Annotated in this window: 17 protein-coding genes; 6 read left to right on the top strand and 11 right to left on the bottom strand. The window is 72.6% G+C overall.

Going from position 1 to position 18346, the window contains the following annotated elements:
• The 3 genes from MXD62_RS00305 to MXD62_RS00295 form a co-directional block, all read right to left on the bottom strand.
• A partial coding sequence (locus MXD62_RS00305; protein ID WP_248827481.1) for a hypothetical protein occupies window positions 1-927 on the bottom strand: 927 nt, incomplete at its 3' end.
• Between the two features lie 228 nt (window positions 928-1155).
• Window positions 1156-1410 carry a MoaD/ThiS family protein gene (locus MXD62_RS00300; RefSeq protein ID WP_020463596.1) on the bottom strand — a complete coding sequence of 85 codons (255 nt, stop codon included), beginning with the start codon at window positions 1408-1410 and terminating at the stop codon, window positions 1156-1158.
• A 53-nt stretch (window positions 1411-1463) separates the two neighbouring features.
• Window positions 1464-2510, bottom strand: coding sequence for an alpha/beta hydrolase (locus MXD62_RS00295; protein ID WP_248827480.1), 1047 nt, complete (start codon window positions 2508-2510; stop codon window positions 1464-1466).
• Between the two features lie 126 nt (window positions 2511-2636).
• Between MXD62_RS00295 and MXD62_RS00290 the strand changes: the two genes are divergently transcribed.
• Both MXD62_RS00290 and mshD read left to right on the top strand, forming a co-directional pair.
• Window positions 2637-3380, top strand: a complete 744-nt coding sequence (locus MXD62_RS00290; protein ID WP_020463598.1) for a response regulator transcription factor — start codon at window positions 2637-2639, stop codon at window positions 3378-3380.
• Window positions 3381-3816: 436 nt separating this feature from the next.
• Complete coding sequence (gene mshD, locus MXD62_RS00285; RefSeq protein WP_248827479.1) at window positions 3817-4791, top strand: mycothiol synthase; 975 nt, start codon at window positions 3817-3819, stop codon at window positions 4789-4791.
• Window positions 4792-4843: 52 nt separating this feature from the next.
• Here mshD and MXD62_RS00280 read toward each other — a convergent pair whose 3' ends face one another.
• On the bottom strand, window positions 4844-5275 hold the full coding sequence (locus tag MXD62_RS00280) for an STAS domain-containing protein (protein WP_248827478.1): 432 nt from the start codon (window positions 5273-5275) through the stop codon (window positions 4844-4846).
• 496 nt (window positions 5276-5771) lie between these two features.
• On the opposite strand from MXD62_RS00280, the gene MXD62_RS00275 reads away from it, so the two are divergent.
• Complete coding sequence (locus MXD62_RS00275; protein WP_248827477.1) at window positions 5772-6422, top strand: hypothetical protein; 651 nt, start codon at window positions 5772-5774, stop codon at window positions 6420-6422.
• 123 nt (window positions 6423-6545) lie between these two features.
• Here MXD62_RS00275 and MXD62_RS00270 read toward each other — a convergent pair whose 3' ends face one another.
• The 3 genes from MXD62_RS00270 to MXD62_RS00260 all read right to left on the bottom strand — a co-directional run bounded on the left by MXD62_RS00270 (window position 6546) and on the right by MXD62_RS00260 (window position 8739).
• Window positions 6546-6959: a hypothetical protein gene (locus MXD62_RS00270; RefSeq protein WP_248827590.1), complete on the bottom strand. Its 414-nt coding sequence runs from the start codon at window positions 6957-6959 to the stop codon at window positions 6546-6548.
• Between the two features lie 297 nt (window positions 6960-7256).
• Entirely contained in the window at window positions 7257-7937 is a 681-nt protein-coding gene (locus MXD62_RS00265) for a pentapeptide repeat-containing protein (protein WP_241831959.1), read from the bottom strand.
• 55 nt (window positions 7938-7992) lie between these two features.
• A complete protein-coding gene (locus MXD62_RS00260) occupies window positions 7993-8739 on the bottom strand; it encodes a TMEM165/GDT1 family protein (protein WP_248827476.1) in 747 nt (248 codons plus the stop codon).
• 406 nt (window positions 8740-9145) lie between these two features.
• Between MXD62_RS00260 and selA the strand changes: the two genes are divergently transcribed.
• Window positions 9146-10669: an L-seryl-tRNA(Sec) selenium transferase gene (gene selA / locus MXD62_RS00255; RefSeq protein WP_248827475.1), complete on the top strand. Its 1524-nt coding sequence runs from the start codon at window positions 9146-9148 to the stop codon at window positions 10667-10669.
• 24 nt (window positions 10670-10693) lie between these two features.
• On the top strand, window positions 10694-11305 hold the full coding sequence (locus tag MXD62_RS00250) for a hypothetical protein (RefSeq protein WP_248827474.1): 612 nt from the start codon (window positions 10694-10696) through the stop codon (window positions 11303-11305).
• Window positions 11306-11312: 7 nt separating this feature from the next.
• Here the strand turns inward: MXD62_RS00250 and MXD62_RS00245 are convergent, their stop codons facing one another.
• The 4 genes from MXD62_RS00245 to MXD62_RS00230 form a co-directional block, all read right to left on the bottom strand.
• Window positions 11313-12107 carry an ABC transporter permease gene (locus MXD62_RS00245; protein WP_248827473.1) on the bottom strand — a complete coding sequence of 265 codons (795 nt, stop codon included), beginning with the start codon at window positions 12105-12107 and terminating at the stop codon, window positions 11313-11315.
• A complete protein-coding gene (locus tag MXD62_RS00240; RefSeq protein ID WP_248827472.1) occupies window positions 12104-13120 on the bottom strand; it encodes an ABC transporter ATP-binding protein in 1017 nt (338 codons plus the stop codon). The genes MXD62_RS00245 and MXD62_RS00240 overlap by 4 nt, the downstream gene beginning before the upstream one ends.
• Window positions 13121-13284: 164 nt before the next feature.
• On the bottom strand, window positions 13285-14043 hold the full coding sequence (locus tag MXD62_RS00235; protein WP_248827471.1) for a hypothetical protein: 759 nt from the start codon (window positions 14041-14043) through the stop codon (window positions 13285-13287).
• Window positions 14044-14269: 226 nt separating this feature from the next.
• On the bottom strand, window positions 14270-15805 hold the full coding sequence (locus MXD62_RS00230; RefSeq protein ID WP_248827470.1) for a hydantoinase B/oxoprolinase family protein: 1536 nt from the start codon (window positions 15803-15805) through the stop codon (window positions 14270-14272).
• 308 nt (window positions 15806-16113) lie between these two features.
• On the opposite strand from MXD62_RS00230, the gene MXD62_RS00225 reads away from it, so the two are divergent.
• Window positions 16114-17763 carry an NAD(P)/FAD-dependent oxidoreductase gene (locus MXD62_RS00225; protein WP_248827469.1) on the top strand — a complete coding sequence of 550 codons (1650 nt, stop codon included), beginning with the start codon at window positions 16114-16116 and terminating at the stop codon, window positions 17761-17763.
• Window positions 17764-18346 lie beyond the last annotated feature (583 nt).

Raw genomic sequence — 18346 nt, 5'->3', positions numbered from 1 at the left:
GGCCCCCCGGGGGGGCCCCCCCCCCGGGGGGGGGCGGGCCGGGGGGGGGGGGGGGGGGGCCGGGGGGCCCGCCCCGAGGTCCGTGAGCGAGCCGTAGAGCGAGCCCGCAGCCGCACCCGCCATGGCGCCGAACGCCGCCGCGATGAGGACCACAGCTCGTGCCACGCCCCCGCCCGCCGAGCCAGGTCCGCCGGGCGCCGCGAAACGGCCGAGGCCGGCGAGCGCGGCCAGCAGCCGGCCGGCCAGTACCGACGCCCCGGCCCCGATCAGCCCGGCGATCACCATGCTGTCGGCGGGCTTCGGGGCTCCGGCCTCCGAGCGCAGCACCAGGAATCCGGTCAGGAAGGCGGTGACGGCGACACCGCCCAGCGCGGCAGCCATGTCACCGCTGACCCGGTCCGCCGCGCGGGACGGCCGACCCTCCGCGGGCGCCGCCGCGGGGCCGGGCCGGTGTACGCGCCGCGCGAGCTGGTAGAGCACCGTCACCGCGAGGGAGACCCCGATGACGCCGGCGACCGTGCCGATCCCATTGTCGTCGTAGCCGTGACCGCCCGCTTCGCCGTCGCCGGGCCAGAGCACGGCGAGGTCACAGGCCAGCGCGCTGCCGGCGACGAGGGCGATGGTTCCCGCCGAGGCACCGAGGGAGCGCGTCCACGCCCAGCCGAGGACAATCTGCGCCGCGAGCAGCACTCCCGCCAGCGCCCAGGGACCAGCGGCCGCCGCGAACGCCGCACCGGCGGCCAGCACCGCGACCGTCGCCCCGACGGACACCGCCTCAAGCCCACCCGGCAGAACCGATGGGACCGGCAGGTCCGGTTCGCCCGGCGCGACCGACGGATCCGGCAGGGCCGGTTCGGCGGGGCGTGCCGCACCGACCGGCCGGGCGACTTCCGGCGATCCGGGCGAACCGGGCTCGGGCGTGGGCACCGCACCATGCTGCCACGGTCGATCGACGAAGATTCCAGGGCCCGACGGTGGCTGCATGTGTCCGTGCGTCAGCCGGCCGCGGACGCCCGCCCCCAGCGCCGTCATCGCGACCCAGGCCGCGCCGAATCATCGAACTACTTGTCGTTTGCCGTCCCACTCGCCGTTTCAGGAGCAGAGCAGCCCCGTCGACCCCCGAAACGGCGGGCACGACGTCAAGAGGAGAGCGGCTCATCCCCCCGCGAACGGGGGTAACACCTCGATGAGCGCGCCTTCCCGCAGCGTGACGCTGTCGGGATCACGCCGGCCGACGGGCTCGTCGTCCACCAGGAAGGCGCACCTCGCGAGTACCGCGCCGAGGCGCTCGCCCCGGCGTTCGGTGACGTCGGCCAGCGCGGTCGCGAGAGTGGCGGCGTCGAGCTCCTCCTGCGCGACGCCGGCCGCGTCGCGGGCCGCGGCCCAGTACCTGACCATGATGCGTGCCACGGTTCTCCTTCAAGTCAGTCCACGTCGACCGCGTCCGGTCAGTCCACGTCGACTCAATCCACGTCAACCGCGTCGTGACCGCTCCCTCGACCAGGGCCGGAACGACGCCACTCCCCCGCCGCTCCCCGCCGCGCGACCGGTGGCCGCAGGACTCCGGACGACGGTTCGCCCAGTATTGGGGACGTGTCACCTCCCGGGCCCCGGCCAACCCCCCGGCCAGCGTCGAGACCCGACCCCAGGCCCTCGGCCGTCTCCCCGGCGATGCGCCCCGCGCGCGCCGACCACTCGGGACGGCCGGCCAGCAGATCGGGCAGGTGGGCGCCGATGCGGTCGAGCAGGCCCGCGGTGGCGGCGGCCTCGGCGTGGCCGAATCCCGGGACCACCCACAGCTGCCCGGTCGGGCCGGCCGCGGCGGCCAGCGCCCGCGGGTGCTCGAGCGTGAAGTACGAGTCACGGTCACCGTGCACGATCAGGACGGGGGTCGGTGCGATCCGTCCGATGAGTTCGACCGGCGAGGGCGGCACCGCCGGCCATGGCTGCGCGGCGATGCGCACGCCCAGGGCGACCCGGGCCGCGGCTCGTCCGGACGCCGTCTCGGCGAACCAGTGGATGCGGCGCATCGGCGCCGTGTCGCGGACGAACCACCGGCTCGCGGCACTGACGGCGACGACCGCGTCCGGACGGTGCCGGATCCGGTGCCCGTGCACCGGCTCGCCGCCGGCTGCCAGCCCCGCGTGCCGGACCACCGCGGCACCACCCATGGACCACCCCATAGTGACCACTTCGCGGTAGCCGAGCCGTCGCGCCTCGCCTACCGCCGCGTCGACATCCAGGACTTCGCGGTCCCCGAAAGTGCAGGTGCCGGTCGATCTGCCGTGACCTCGCAGGTCCATCGACAGCACACTCACGTGCGTGCGCAATCCGGCTGTTACAGCACGCAGCGCGGGTCGCCCGATCGACCCGGAGAACCCGTGGACGAGAACGACGCAGACCCCGTGCGGGTCTGTCACCGCGGGAACACGATTACGCAGCTCCGTGGCCAGGATCTCAGCGTCTGCGGTGGGAAGAAGTCGGTAGACAGTAGGAGCGGAGTAGGGCACTCCGCTATCCTCCCCATGGACCGGTGCTCGTTTCATGCCCATGACGGTCGTGGAACGTGGGACACCGGAGACAAGGATCGCTGGGTCGACGCTGCCCCAACACACACCGCACCTGGAGGAGCCGTCTTGAGCGTCGTCCTTTTGCTCACCAACGCCCCCGGTCCGTCAGCCGAGTCCTTCCCGTCACTCGGCCTGCTCACGCACACGGTCCGGGTGGCACCGCTGGAGGCAAGCGCACTGCTCGACGCACCGCCGGTCGATGTGATCGTCGTCGACGGCCGCCGTGAGCTCGTGATCGCGCGGGGCCTGTGCCGGCTGCTGCGCACCACCGGGCTCACCACCCCGCTGCTCGCCCTTGTCACCGAGGGTGGGCTCGCCGCCGTGTCGGCGGACTGGGGCGTCGACGACGTGGTCCTTGACACCGCGGGTCCCGCCGAGGTCGAGGCGCGGCTGCGCCTGGCCATCGGGCGGGTCGCCGCCGCCGGCGGTACGGCCGAGGCCGGGGTCATCCGGTCCGGCGACCTGTCGGTCGACGAGACCACCTACTCCGCCAAGCTGCGTGGACGTCCGCTCGAGCTCACGTTCAAGGAGTTCGAGCTGCTCAAGTACCTCGCGCAGCACCCGGGGCGGGTCTTCACCCGCGCGCAGCTCCTGCAGGAGGTCTGGGGCTACGACTACTACGGCGGCACCCGCACGGTTGACGTGCACGTCCGCCGACTGCGGGCGAAGCTCGGGCCCGAGCACGAGGCGATGATCGGAACCGTCCGCCACGTGGGCTACAAGTTCGTGGCGCCGCCGATCTCGCCGCTGCCCGAGTCCGGTGCCAACCGTATGGACCGGGACGACATCCGCACCCCCGAGCGCGTCTGACCTCACCACTGGCGCAACCCGCTCCACAGGCGCCACTTGCTCCGCAGGCACGGGGCTCGCGCCAGCACCACCGCGCGCGTTCCGAAAGGGTCCGACGGTCGTCGGTGACGACGACCGCCGGGCCCTTTCGGCGTTTCCGGCGTCTTGCGCCACCATCGCCCTGCGCCAGCGGCGCCTTGCCCCACCGGCGCCTTGCCCCACCGGCGCCTTCCGCCACCGGTCACGGACAGCCACGGTCGGCGTCCGTTGACGCCTGACGTAACCTCGCGGTCACGTGCAGACGCAGGCTCCGCCGCGACCGGGCGGGACACAGGTCCCGCCGTCACCGCCCCCCGCCGGCACTCGTCACATTGACACCGGTACCGGGAAGATCGACATTCTGGGGAACGTCCTCGTGCCGGGCGAATGTCCGGCCCGGACGCACTAACGTCGACTGGTGACCTCGCTGAGCTGGCTCCGCGCGCTCGATGTGGCCGACATCGCCGCCATCACCGACCTGCTGGCCGCGGCCGAGCGGGCCGACGGCAACGGCGGCGTCTCCGAGGACGTCCGCCTCACCCTCCGCCCCGGCCCGGCCGGTGGCGGCGTGGAGCACCTGGTCGCCCGCGCCGGCTCGGCTGTCGTCGGCTACGCGGCGCTCGGCGGCACGGCCACGGAGCGGCAGGCTGAGCTGGTCGTCCATCCCGACCACCGCCGCAGGGGAGTCGGTACCGCGCTCGTCCACGCCCTCTTCGCGACGACGTCACCGGTCTCGTTGAACATCTGGGCACACGGGGACACACCGGCCGCGGCCGCGCTGGCCACGCGCAACGGGTTCGACCGGGAGCGGGTGCTCCTGCAGCTGCGCCGGCCCCTGGCTTCGGTCCGCCCCGGCGATCCGGATGATCTGCCAAGGCCCATCATCCCGGCCGACGTGACGATCCGGGCCTTCGAAGTGGGCGTGGACGAGGAGGCCTGGCTCGCCGTCAACGCCGAGGCCTTCGCCGACCACCCCGAGCAGGGCCGCTGGACGCTGGACGACCTGCGTGCGCGGGAGGGCGAGCCCTGGTTCGACCCGGCCGGCTTCTTCCTCGCCGAACGGAACGGCGCCCTGCTCGGCTTCCACTGGACCAAGGTTCACCCGCAGGACCCGGTACCCGAGCACCCCGCCGCGACGGACCAGCCGGCCGGGCGACCAGGGCCGATCGGTGAGGTCTACGTCGTCGGCGTGGCCTCGGCGGCGGCGGGCACCGGGCTGGGCGCGGCGTTGACGATCGTGGGTCTGCGGCACCTGCGCGACATCGGTCTGGCCTCGGTGATGCTCTACGTGGACGAGGACAACGCTCGCGCCGTCCGCCTCTACACCCGGCTCGGGTTCCGCCGGCACGCCGCCGACGTCTCCTACCGCTACCGGCACCCGGTGCGCGGCTAGGCCCGGTGCCGTGGATGGACACAGCGACGGGTCCGCTCGGGGGCCGGACAGCTCAGGCTCCGCGGCGCGACGTCACTCCCGGCCACCGTTCCATGCCACGCGCGCCGCTCGCCCGCGTGCCGTTCGGGCTCGCGGCATTGGAGCGCGTGCCGTTCGGGACGGCGACCGAGCCGTGGTCGACGTCGATCACGGTCGTCAGATTGGTCACGTCGAGCAGCCGGTAGGTGTTCTCGTTCAGGTTTCGCAGGATCAGGCGCCCGCCCGCGGACCGCTGCCGCTGGTGCGCGTAGAGGATCACGGCAAGCCCCTGCGAGTCCAGGAACGAGACCTGCTCGAGATCGACGACGATCTCACGAACTCCGGCGATTCGGGCGTCGAGCAACGCCTCCCGCAGCGGTTCCAGTGACGAGTAGTCGATCTCGCCAACCGGGTGCACCACGACAGCGTCCCGACCTGTCACTTCCACACGCACGCTGGGGACCATGGCTCCGCTGTCGGCCGAAACGACGGTGCGGGGCGGGAAGCACGGCCGGCCTGCCTCCCACGGCGCGACGCGCTCCTGACAAGCGCGATAACCCAGCACCTACCCCTCCGCTATCGGGCTCACACCCGCGCGTCCGTCACGTTTTCATCCGTCCGCGTCTTCGCCGTGGACGGGCGTGGGAGCGGCCACAGCGATCCCCCTCGGCCTGCGCTGACACCCGATGGCGTAGAACAGCTACCTGAAGCAATCTGGTTTACGTGGAGCAACCGACCCGCGGAATTTGCGTCTCTCTGTGGTCCTGTTTCACGGTGGTCCTGTTTCACGCGGGACGGCCCACCGCGGCCACCTCCACCGATCTCCGCCGCCGATCCGTCCAGGAAAGGCGGATGCCGGGTAAAGCTCCCCGGCCCGCGGGGTGTAATGGCCGAAATTCACATGAGAGCGTCGTCCCGTGAACAGCGATCGAGCAATCCCTCGGCCGCGGACAGGAGTAACGATGCCCCGATCCACCCCCAGCCCCGTCACGGCCCCGACCGCGACCGTCCCGGGCGCCGCGGCCCCGGCCACCGGGCCGCGCGACGCTCACTCCGGGTCACCCTCGGATCCGGCGATCTCCCCGACCGACACCACGACGTCCCCGACCGACGTCCCGACGTTCCCGAGTGACACCAGGATCTTCGTCGGCCGGGTCGACGGGACCGCCGTCACCGTCACCGTGACGCCCGGTTCGGGGGGCCGTCCGGAGAGTGGGCCCACGGGCGGGTCCCGGGGCGCTCACGCCAACAGCGATAACGAGATCGCGGACGACGAGGACACGGAAGGCGACGATGAGGAGGAGGTGACCGTGCGGCTGCGGATCGAACCGCCGGAACCGGGCCGTGCCGCCTTCGCCGACCTCGAGCCGGACGAGATCCTCCGCATAGTCGATCACCTGATGACGATCGCCTCCACGCGGCCGGCCGCGTTCCGGGCCGCCCCCGACCCGGCCGGGGGCGCCTCACGGCTCACGGTCGTGGCGACCGAGGGCACGACGGCCGGAGGCCTGCGCCGGGCGCTGGCCTCCGTGCCGGCCGAGGCCCGGTTGCAGGACTTCGTCACCGACACCGAGGTCGTCCTAGTCTTCGGCCAGCACCGGCAGCGGCCCTGAAGACGCTGGTATCGGCGGCGGTCCAGAAGCCGCCGATGCCCGCGGCGGCCCTGAAACCGCCGGTGCCCGCGGCGGGACACCGCCGCCGGGCCGCTGCCTGCCGGCGGAGAACGGCCAGGTCGGTCAGCCCCCGAGGACGCCGGCCCGCCGCGTGTCCAGATCGGCGCGGTCGGCGACCCAGTACGGGCCCTCGTCCTCCACCACGTCAGCCATGATCACATAGTGGTGGCCCTGATGGCCGGTCGGAAGCAGGCAGGTCATCCCCTCGGCGCGGCACCCGGGGGCCGTGATGGTCCTCGGGGCGGACCACGACAGCCAGACCTCCTCGTTCCCCCATCCCTGCAGTACCGCCATGTGGTTGTCCGGGTGGCCCTGCTGAAGCGCGCAGGTCACCTCGCTGGGCACCTCGTACGCGGCTCCTGGCACATCGTCGAGCCGCATCGCTATCTCTTCGGGCACGCGCTGCCAGGCACCGCAGCTGCCCTCCTCCGTGATCATCTCGTCGCCGTTCCCTCCGCTGTCCGCCGGCAGCCCCATCGCCACCGGTTCGATCGGGCATATTGGGGCACTCTTCGTGTCCACATCGTCACAAGCGCGATCGACGCACCGATATAAGCACGGACCGTCGCGAGGTCTCCCAGCAGGGCGGAAACATCCCGTTCATGGGTCCGCACGCCTTTCATCACGTTCCACATTCCGGCGATCCGCCACCTTCACCCGAAATCAGGAGAATCTTTACTAATAACATCCGAATCGGGCATCCGGACCGGGGGTCGGGGTCGAGCCTCCGGACCACGGGTACCTCAGGCACAACCCAGGTACGGGCGGAAACGCTCAGACCACAGATATTCCGAGCGCGGCGGCCATCGGCCCGGCGAGACTCGCCAGGTCCGACGAGTCCACCTCGGCTCCGGCCAGGCCATCGGCTCCCACCACGCCGTCGAAACGACATCCCCGCAGCTGAGCCGCCGCGATCTGCGTACCGGTGAAGATCGCGGAGCTGAGATCACAGTCCTCGAACCGCACGTGGTCGAGCCGTGTGTCCGTCATATCCAGCCCGGAGAGGTCGCAGTTCACGAACCGCGCCCGGCGCAGCAGGCAGGCCCGCAGCGCGAGCCCGTCCGCCCGTACCTGGTCGAACACCACGTCGTTGAGCTCCCCGCGGATCCACACCGTGCCGGACACCCGGCCGCCGGTGACCCGGACCCGCGTCGCGCCGCCCCCGTCGAGCACGATGCCGGCCAGGACGGCCTGATCGGCGACGACGTCGCGCAGCCGCAGGCCCGTGACCCGCCCGCCCAGGACACGGGCGCCGGCCAGGACGATCGACTCCACCGTCGTCCCGGTCAGGCCACCGGCGTCCGGGTCGAGTTCGCTGACGGCCGCGGCCAGGTCGTCGACGGTTCCACGGACGACCCGGCGGCCACCTCCCGCGGACGCGGCGGCGCTCCCGGGCTGGTCGTCGATGGCCGGAGGGAGCGGCTGCCAGAGGTCGGTCCTGCGTCGCGGCGGCATGTGCGGAGTCTGCCGCGCCGCGTTCGGCCGGCGAACCGGGGCCCGTGCCGGGCGGTCAGCCGCGGATGGCGTCCACGAGCGAGATCAGCGCCAGTGCCGTGAACGCGACCGCGGCGATCCGCGTGATCACCTTTACCGACAGGACACGAAGCAGCCCACGACCGCCGACGATGGCCAGACCCGCGACGGTCCACAGTGCGAGGACCGCGCCGAGCCACACCGCCACCGGCGCGGAGAACCGGGCGGCGAGGTTCGCCGTCGAGAACTGGGTGAGGTCACCGAGTTCCGCGACGAACACGACCGCGAAGGACGTCGCCGCGACCCGCGGGAACGTGGACCGCGACGGGTCCGCGCTCACCGGGCGCGCCGAACTCGGCTCCGCAGCGGGAACCGGGCCGGCCGCAGGCCCGGTGCCAGCAGCGTCAGCAGTACCGCCAGCCGTACCGGCACCGCCCGCCGGCTCCGCGACCACGGTGGCAGCCGTCGGCGCGGGCAACGCCTCGGCCGGGCTGGGCTCGGACTCGTCCGTGGTCTCCTCGCGTCCCTCTCGGAGCACCAGCACCGCGCCGAGCGCGAACAGCACCGCCGCGACCGCGTCGACGAGCCGCCCGGGCAGCAGCGAGATCGCGCTGCCGGCGGCGACCGCCACTGTCACGTGGATCACGAAGGCGGCCGCGACACCCGTCCAGACGTAGAGGGGACGGTAGCGGCTGCCCAGCACGAGGCTCGCCACCATCGTCTTGTCAGGCAGTTCCGCCAGGAAGATCACACCGAAGGTGACAAGTACGGCGGTGAGGCTCACGGCTCGGGTCCCTCTCGTTGGAGCCGGGCCGGGACGGGAGCCGCCTTCGACCCGGCATGACAGCCAGATCGAAGGTCTCGCCCACCTGACGGAGGTCAGGCCCGACGGCCGGGCCCGAACAGGTCGGGCCAGTATGTCGACGCGCCGGACCGTGCGGCTCCCCGGCGACCCGACGACCGCGGCGCATCCGCCGCGCACGGAGCGCGGTGACACGGGCGCGGCGATCGGACACGGCCGGTGGCCACACGGCGGGGCTACTCCCCTTCAGCTCCGAAGCTACTCCCGACAACGCCCTGACGGAACCCACGGCGATCCCGTCTCAGGACGACAGTCAGGCCACGCATCGGGGACAGGCGACGGAGCGCCAACCATCCATCACAGATAAGTGCCATTAACATCACTCAAGGTGACCGCCGATCCAGGTCGACCTCTTACCGAGCCGACGCGGTTCCTCACCACGCCCGCGCCGACCGCCGTGCTGGTGGCGCCCGCCCGGCAGGCCGGAGGCCCACACCCGGTGATCAACGCCACCGGCATTCTCCTGCACGACGGCCTCGGCCGCGCGCCGCTGTCCCCGGCGGCCCGCACCGCGCTCGACGCCGCGGCCGGGACCTGCGACGTCGAGGTCGACCTGGCCACGGGTCGCCGCGGGCGGCGCGGCCGCACGGCGATGACCGCACTGGCCGCGGCCGTGCCAATGGCCCGTTCCGTGCACGTGGTCAACAACAACGCGGCCGCGCTCATCCTGTCGGCCGCGGCGCTCGCGGGCCGCCGGGAGATAGTCATCAGCCGCGGCGAGCTCATCGAGACAGCCGACGGGCTCCGCCTGCCCGAGCTGCTGACGTCGACCGGAGCCCGGCTGCGCGAGGTTGGGACCACAAATCGGACCACACTCGGCGACTATGCCGACGCCATCGGGCCAGGCACCGGTTTCGTACTTCGGGTACATCCGCCCAGCTACCGGGTCGTCGGGCTGACGACGGCCCCGGCGCTCGCCGATCTCGCCGATCTGTGCGCCGGCCGCGGTGTGCCACTCGTCGGCGATCCCGGATCCGGACTGCTGCACCCCGAGCCCGCCCTGCCCGACGAACCGGACGCCTCGACCTGGCTTAGCTGCGGGGTCAGCCTGGTCACCACCTGCGGCGACAAGCTTCTCGGCGGGCCGCAGTGCGGCCTCGTCCTGGGCCGCGCGGACCTGGTCGACCGGCTGCGTCGGCATCCGCTCGCCCGCGCCCTGCGGGTGGGCAAACTGACGTTGGCCGCACTGGAGGCCACGCTGGGCACCGGGGACAACCCCGTCCGCAGGTCGCTGCGCGCCGAGCCCGCCGAGCTGCGGCACCGGGCCGAGCGGCTGGCGTCCTGGCTGCGGCAGTCCGGGGTCCCCGCCTCCGCCGTGACCAGCCGGGCGGTCGTCGGCTCGGACGGCATCGACGACACCGCCCGGGCCGGGGCCGCCGTGCGCCGCGGCGCCGTCGGAGCCGGAGCGGGCCACAGCGGCCACGGCGGCCACGGCGGCCACGGCGGCCACACGGTCTACGGGCCAGGGCCGGACATGTGGGAGAGCGGCCTGCCGAGTGCGGCCGTCGCACTGGACGCGGCCCTGGCCGCCTTCCTGCGCCGCGGCCGCCCGTCCGTCCTCGGACGGGTCGAGCAGGGCTGCTGCCTGCTGGATCTGCGGTCGGTTCCACCAGACCTGGACCCTGTCCTCGCCGCGACGGTGCTCGCCGCCGCGGCCGAGTCGGGTACCGCCACCGCCGGCGACCTCCACGCGCTCTCCGCGGACACGCCCGCCTCCGCGGTTCCTTCGGCGGCCACCGGCTGGACGGATCAGGCGGGCTGGACGGATCAGACGGGCTGGGAGGAGCCCGCGGGCTGGGAAGGGCCGGGCGCCGACGCCGGGTCCGACGTCGACGCGGTGACTCTGCAGTGAGCGAACCGGCGTGAGCATGGCCCGGTGACCCTCGACCCGGTCAGCGAGGGCCCGGTAAGCCGGGGCCCCGTCAGGCGAGACCCGGTCGGTCGCGGGGTGGTCAGCCGGGGAGCCGCCTGGGCCGGCGGATTCGTCATCGTCACCCACGGCCTGGTGCACCTGCTGGTCTGGCCGGGCGCACCGCTCGGGACGGCCGGCACGGGCGGCGGCATGCGCCTGCGCTGGAACGGCGACTCGTGGTCGTGGCAGCCGGGGTGGCTGCCGGCCGTCGTGGTCCACTCCGTCGGGGCGGCGCTGCTCGCGGGCGCGGTCCTCGGTTGTGTGCTGGGCGGGCTCGCGCTGCTCGGGCTGCCCGGCGTCCGCCGGTTCCCGCTGCTGACCAGCGCGGTCGGGGCCATCTGCTCGCTGCTGCTGTTCGCCCTCGTCTGGCCCGGCCTCGAACCGGACGCGGCCGAGTTCACCGCCGGGCCGGTGCTCAGCGGAGTCCTGCTGGCCGGGGCGGGCGTCGCCGCGCTGCTACGCCGACGAGCCCGCCGCTCCTCCGGCGACGCACCCGCCACCAGCCCACCCACCGGCAGCCCGCCCGCCGGGCATCCGACGCCTGGCGGACGTCCGACGCCCGCCACCGGCAGGTGAAGCCGGGTCAGGAGACCTCGCGGCGCAGGGTGCGGACGAAGCCGGCCACCAGCGGCACCAGGACCCACAGCGCAGACGAGACGGCCATCTGGCCGAGATGGCCGTCGAACCGCGCCTCCTGCATCCAGGTCGCCGACTGCGCGCTGTCCAGCCACGGACTCAGCTTCCGCAGCACTCCGAACGAGAAGACGACGCCCCACAGGGTCGGGATGAGGTAGACGCTCACGATCGCGGCCGCGCTCGAGCCGAACAGCGCCGCGAAACCCATCGCCGAGACCGTCCCGACCACCGAGGCGAGCACGAGCCCCAGGACGAGCAGGCCCCACGGGCGGTCGGCGACGACCGAGCGGCCCAGCCCCCACTCGGCGACCGCCATCCCGCCCAGCGCGATCACGAAGGTCGCGACGACCGCGAGCAGGGCCAGGATCACGCCGACCGTGATCTTCGCGGTGAGCACCCGCGCGCGGCGTGGCTCCTGGGTGAAGGTCACCAGCACCGTGCGCTGCGTCCACTCGCTGGTCAGCGCCAGGATCACGACGACCGGCAGCAGCACGCCGAACCCGACCGAGCCGAGGCCGAGATAGACCGATGCCCACTGGTCGACGTCGTCCGGGAGCAGGAGCGGGACCAGCTGGCACAGGACGGACACGGCGGTGGCGACGGCCAGCAGCCACCGCGTGGCGCGGGTGCCCAGGCACTTGTCCCACTCCACCCGCACCAGCCGGGCGAACGGGATCGGGACGGTGGCCGGCCGCGGTGCCACCGCGCCAGGGCCACCGGTTCTCGTGGCGGTGACGGTCATCGGGCCACCTCGGTCCGGGCGGCGGAGCCGGCAACGGAGCCGGCGGTGCCGGTGCCGGTGCCGGTGCGGGTGCCGGTGCCGGTGCGGGTGCCGGTCGCGACGGTGCCGGCGGGCACATCCGTGGGGAGGGATGCGGTGAGCGAGAAGAAGAGGTCCTCGAGGGTTCCGTGGTCCGCCGGGCGCAGCTCGGTCACGAGCACGCCGGCGCCGACGGCGGCCCGGGCGACGTCCGCCGCGGTCGTGCCGGACGAGACGTCCACCAGCAGGGTTCCGTCCGGGTTCGGCGCGAACGGGATCGCCGCCCGGGACAGTGCCGCCGCCAGCGCGGCCCGGTCCGGCGCGCCGACGATCAGCCCGGCGGGGGCGAGCAGCTCGTCCAGCCGCCCGCGCGCCACCACCGCGCCCGCGGCGATGACCACGAGCCGGTCGACGGTCGCCTGCACCTCGCCGAGCAGATGGCTCGACAGCAGCACCGTCCCGCCGCGCGCGGCGAACTCCCGCAGCAGCCGGCGCATCCAGGCGATGCCCTCCGGGTCGAGGCCGTTCGCCGGCTCGTCCAGGATGAGGACGTACGGGTCGCCGATCAGCGCCTGGGCGAAGCCGAGCCGCTGGCGCATCCCCAGCGAGTAGGTACCCGAGCGGCGGCCGGCCGCCGGGCCGGCGAGACCGACCAGATCGAGCATCTCCTCGACCCGCCGGCGGGGGACGCCTGCCATGTCCGCGGCCGTCCGCAGGATCGCCCGGCCGCTGCGGCCGCGGTGGGTCGCGGACGCGTCCAGCAGCGTGCCGACCGCGCGGGAGGCGTTGGGCAGCGCGGCGAACGGATGTCCGTCGACGGTGGCCTGACCGGCGTCCGGCCTGGTCAGGCCGGTGATCATGCGCAGTGTGGTGGACTTGCCGGAGCCGTTCGGGCCGAGGAAGCCCGTCACCGTCCCCGGTTCGCAGGTGAAGGAGACGTCCCGTACGACGGTGGACGCCCCGTAACGTCTGGTCAGCGACTCGACACGAATCATGGCGATGATCGTGCCGGCCGACGCCCGTCGCGGGCATCGGCCGAACGGCGACTCCGCATCGACGGCCGGCGACTTCACATCGACGACCGGCTCTGTCTCCGCTCCGGCCAGCGACGGTCGGCCGTGGCCGGAAGGTGATCCGCGCCGGCGGCCGAAAACAGCCCTCAGGTCAGGGAGAGCGCCGAGAGCTCGCGGTTGAGGTTGGCGCGGGCGGCCGGCTCCCAGTGCCTGCGGGCCCAGGAGGTCGCGTAGATCTCCCCGTCCAGCAGATGCCGCAGGATGGCGCCGCGCCCGGAGGCCCAGGTGTCGCCACCGACCCAGGCGTACTCCAGGCGCACCCGGCGGACGTACCGGTCGTAGGCGGGCGCGGGACGCGCGAGCACCCGCAGGTCGGCGTCGTTGACGAACGCCTCGTCGGCGGACACCGCCCGGTGCCCCGCCGTGGCCTCGACCAGGCGGCACACGTCGGCGATCGCCTCGGCCTGGCAGCCGAGACGGGTCAGGACGCCGGCGGCGAGCTCGGCGGAGCGCTGTTCGTTGTCCCGCGCCCGGGAGTCGTAGACGACGTCGTGGAAGTGCACGGCGAGCAGGCAGACCGGTAGCCGCACCTCGGCGGCCTCGGCCCGGTCGGCGGCGATCAGCAGGTGGAAGGCGGCGGTCGTCTCCGCCACGTGCCGCAGGGTGTGGTAATGCCGACCAGGTTCCTGGTACCTCCGGACGAGGTCCACGAACGCGGCGACCCGTTCCCCCGGGTCCGCCGTCGCGCCGACCGCGACCAGCGCGCCGTCGAACGCCCTGGCCAGCGGTGAGCGTGGGGCAGGGGCGGTCACGGCCGCGGGCGCGGCGGTCACGGGCGCGGGCGCGGGCGCACCGGGCACCGCGGCCACCGCCATCGCGGCGCCAACACCGAACTCAGCCTCCATGTGGCCTCCCGGTTCCTCGCATCCCGGTCGGGTCACCCTCGATCGTGAACGCTGTGTGGTCCGTCCGCAGCCAATTACATAGATCTACCGATCACGCCTTTGGTCTATGGGTAGCCCGGTGCACATTGCCGCAGTCGAACACGCGCGCGAAGGTGGGCGTGTGGCCGTCCAGATAACGATCGACAGCCAGACGTACACCCTGCGTGATGATGTCGATCCCGAGGAACTACGGCGGCGGGCCCCATCCGCCACCGCCCGGTGTGCGCAGAGTGACGACCGACCCGGCAGGGAGCTGCCGGCTCGCCTTCGGCGGGAGCGGAACACCGTCAACATCGTTGTGCCCGACCGCGCCGGGCCCACCGCCCGCCACCCCACCGGGCGCGTGCCGCCGCCGGTCGGTCAGGACGGACAGCGTCGCCGGCTCCAGCACCCGCACCGAGCGCACGAGGCCGTCCCCGCCCGGATGCCTGCCGGGCCCACCCGTGCCGTCGGCCAGCTCGTAGCGCTCCACCCGCATCGGGTACTCCAGCTCGAGCGCCTCGATCGGGGTGTTCAGCGTGTTCGTCATCCCCACGTGCACCCCGGAGGGGCCACGGCCGCGGGCGGACGCGCCCTGCCCCCCGCCCAGCGTCTCGTAGTACGTCCAGGTCGCGCCGCCGATCACCAGATTGTTCATCGTCCCCTGCCCGGGCGCCGCCAGGACGTCCGACCCGGCGCCGACCGCCAGCCGCAGAGCCGCCAGCACCGTGTCGGCGATGCGCTGCGATGTCTCCACGTTGCCCGCCACGACGGCGGACGGGCGTTGCGCGTCGACCAGCGAACCGGGCTCGGTCACCACGGTCAGCGGGGCGTAGGTGCCGTCGCCGGTCGGGACGTCGTCGGGCAGCAGCACCCGCAGCGCGAAACAGCACGCGGAGCGGGTCACGGCGCGCGGGCAGTTGACGTTGCCGCGCACCGCCGGTGACGTGCCGGTGAAGTCGACGGTGATGCCGTCGCCCTCGATGGTCACCGCGACCCGCAGCGCTATGTCCCGGTCGTCGACACCGTCGCCCTCGAGCTCGCTCTCCACCCGGTGGACGCCGTCGGGCAGCCGCGCGATCACCGCCCGGCTGCGCCGCTCGCCGTAGCGGAGTACCTCGGCGAACGACTCCAGGACGAGCCCGGTGCCGTGCCGGCGCGCGAGCTCGGCCAGCCGGGTGGCGGCCAGCCCGTTCGCCGCCGCCTGCGCGCGCAGGTCACCGCGGCGCAGGTCGGGCGTCCGCGAGTTCGCGCAGATGAGGTCGAGAAGGTCCTCCTCCCAGCGCCCCGCCCGGACGAGCCGGACCGGCGGGATGATCAGGCCCTCGGCGAAGATCTCGGTGGAGTCCGCGGGCATCGACCCGGGACGCATCCCGCCCATGTCGGAGTGGTGCGCCCGGGTGGCCGCGTAGCCGACCACCTCGCCGTCGAACGCGAGCGGGGAGATCAGCGTGACGTCGGGCAGGTGGTTCCCGCCGGAGAACGGGTCGTTGAGCACCCACACGTCACCAGGCAGCGGCCCGCGCTCGGCGACCACCCGGACCGACTCGTACATGGCGCCCAGGTGCACCGGCACGTGGGCGGCCTGAGCGATCATCCGGGCGTCCACGTCGAAGATCGCCGCCGAGCAGTCGCGCCGCTCCTTGATGTTGGACGAGTACGCGCTCCGGACGAGCAGCGTCCCCATCTCCTCGGCGATGCCGCCCAGCGCACTGGACACCACCGACAGCGTCACCGCATCCATGCCACATCCATGCCACCAGCGTGGCAGCCCGCCGGCCGCCGCCGCGCCGGGACGGGCCCGCCGACGACCCTGCCCAGCGGACGATTCCGGGCATTTGCCTTAACCAGTAGATATCGGAGCAAAAACTCTATATCAAACGATATCAGGAGAATTGCCCGTCCATCCGAGTTTATATTGCGTTTATCTAGACCAACGGACGGATAAGTGGTTCAGTACGCGATTGTGAAGGGATCGGGGGATCTCGAGAGCCCGCAAGCGGAGCGAGACCCGCTGATCATCTCCGATAGCGGCGTACAAGGAGTCACGCAATGAGCGAGTACGACTATTCGGTTGCCATTCTCGGCAGCGGCATCGCCGGCTCGACCCTGGCCAACATCCTCGCCCGCCACGGTCACAGTGTGGTACTCATCGACAGTGGAACACACCCGCGATTCGCACTCGGGGAATCGACGATCGGCGAGACGACCTATCTGCTGAAACTTCTCGCGCAACGTTTCGACGTCCCCGAGCTCGGCCATGTCAGCAGCTTCGAGGGCGTCCGGCAGCACGTCTCGTCCGCGTGCGGCGTGAAACGCAATTTCGGCTTCGTCTACCACCGGGAGGGGGAGGTCCAGGACCCGGAGGAGGTCACGCAGTGCAGTGTCTCGGAGTTCCCGAACGGCCCTGAGATGCACATGCACCGCCAGGACATCGACTCCTACCTCTTCTACTCCGCGGTGCGCCACGGCGCCCACCCGCGGCAGCGGACCTTCGTCGACCATGTAGAGATCGCCGACGACGCGGCCACCCTGACGACGCGGGCCGGCGAGCGGATCCGGGTCCGCTACGTCGTCGACGCCTCCGGGCGGAACTCGGTGCTGGCCAACCAGTACGGCCTGCGCGAGGACCCCTGCCGGTTCAAGACACACTCGCGGACGCTGTTCACCCACATGGTCGGGGTCACCCCGTTCGACGAGGTGACCCGGCCCAGCGGACAACCGTCGCCGTGGCACCAGGGGACGCTGCACCACATCTTCGACGGCGGGTGGCTCTGGGTGATCCCGTTCGACAACCACCAGAGCGCCACCAACCCGCTGTGCAGCGTCGGCCTCAACCTCGACACCCGCCGCTTCCCGAAGCAGCCCGGCATCACCGCCGGCGAGGAGTGGCAGACCTACCTGGACCGTTTCCCCAGCGTGGCGCGCCAGTTCGCCGCCGCCCGGCCCACCTGGGACTGGGTGTCCACCGGGCGCACCCAGTACTCCAGCACCCGGACGGTGGGTGACCGCTGGACCATGATGAGCCACGCCGCCGGCGCCATCGACGCGCTGTTCTCCCGCGGCATGGCGAACACCATGCAGGTCATCTACGCCTTCGCGCCCATGCTCATGGACGCCCTCGCCGACGGCGACCTCTCGGCCGAGCGCTTCGCCTCCATCGACCAGCTCAACCAGACGATCCTCGACGTGAACGACCGGCTGGTGGCCGGCTCGTACACGTCCTTCCGGGACTTCGACCTGTGGCGGGCCTGGTCCAAGGTGTGGTTCATGGCCTGGAACCTGGGCATCTCGCGGATCGTCGGCACCTACTTCGGCTTCCTCGAGCGGGGCGACCCGGCGCTGTTCGACCGGCTCTTCGACGCCCCCTTCCCCGGCACCTTCTGCCCGGACCTGCCCGAGTTCCAGGACCTGTTCCGCCGGCTCGACGGTGTGATGGACGAGGTGGACCAGGGCCAGGCGACACCCACCGAGGCGGTCGGACGCCTCGCGGACCTGCTCGGCACCGCCGCCTTCCTGCCCGAGCCGCTGCGCCTGGGCGACGTCCTACGCAGGTGGCACGACGGCTCGTTCGACGCGCAGCGCCAGATGTACGAGTGGGGCCGCTCGGCATCGCCGCGGCCGCTGCGCCGCTGGTACGACTACGACCTCGACGTGCTCCTGGCCCGCAGCGGCGGCGTTCCGCAACCCGTCACCTTCTGAACCAGCCATTCCGCCGTACCGCCGAGCGCGTCGCCTGCTCGGCGCTACGGCGCTACGGCGCTACGTGACCCAGCGGCGTGGCAGGACTACGGAGCTGCGATTCCGCGGTTCCACGGAACCGCGGCGGCTCCGCGGCTCGGCTACCGCGGGAGGGCATGGCGGGGCCGCGAGCGCGGGGCGTTGGACGCGAGCTACCAGCGCGCCATGTGACTCACAGTAGTCGACAGAGGCGGCCAGCGGGTGTGAAAGAAGTCGCTCGGCGACGGTGCCACCGTGTCAGGAACCGATCCTTCCTTCACCGCTGAAGAGGTCGTCCTCCACCATTCCGCGCGCTACGGAACCCGACGGAACGCAGGTCGATCAGCTGGAGGATCCGGGGCCGCCGACCACGTGTCGCAGAGCCACCCGACGACGCAGCCGCCGACGGAAGACCCAGGACCGTGCAGTATGCGTTCCGTGTAACCGGAAATTCCAGCCATTCGTTTTACCAGCACATTGGCGACTCGATACGAGCCGGACCTGGGTGGGCAGGCCTTCGCTCGGAGTGGCGCCACAGGCCTGCAATCCCGACCGACCATCATCG

The organism is Frankia sp. Mgl5 (assembly GCF_023242985.1).
GTDB classification, from domain to species: domain Bacteria; phylum Actinomycetota; class Actinomycetes; order Frankiales; family Frankiaceae; genus Parafrankia; species Parafrankia soli.
The sequence above is the reverse complement of the archived record's forward strand: the minus strand, read 5'-3'. Positions and strand labels throughout refer to the sequence as shown.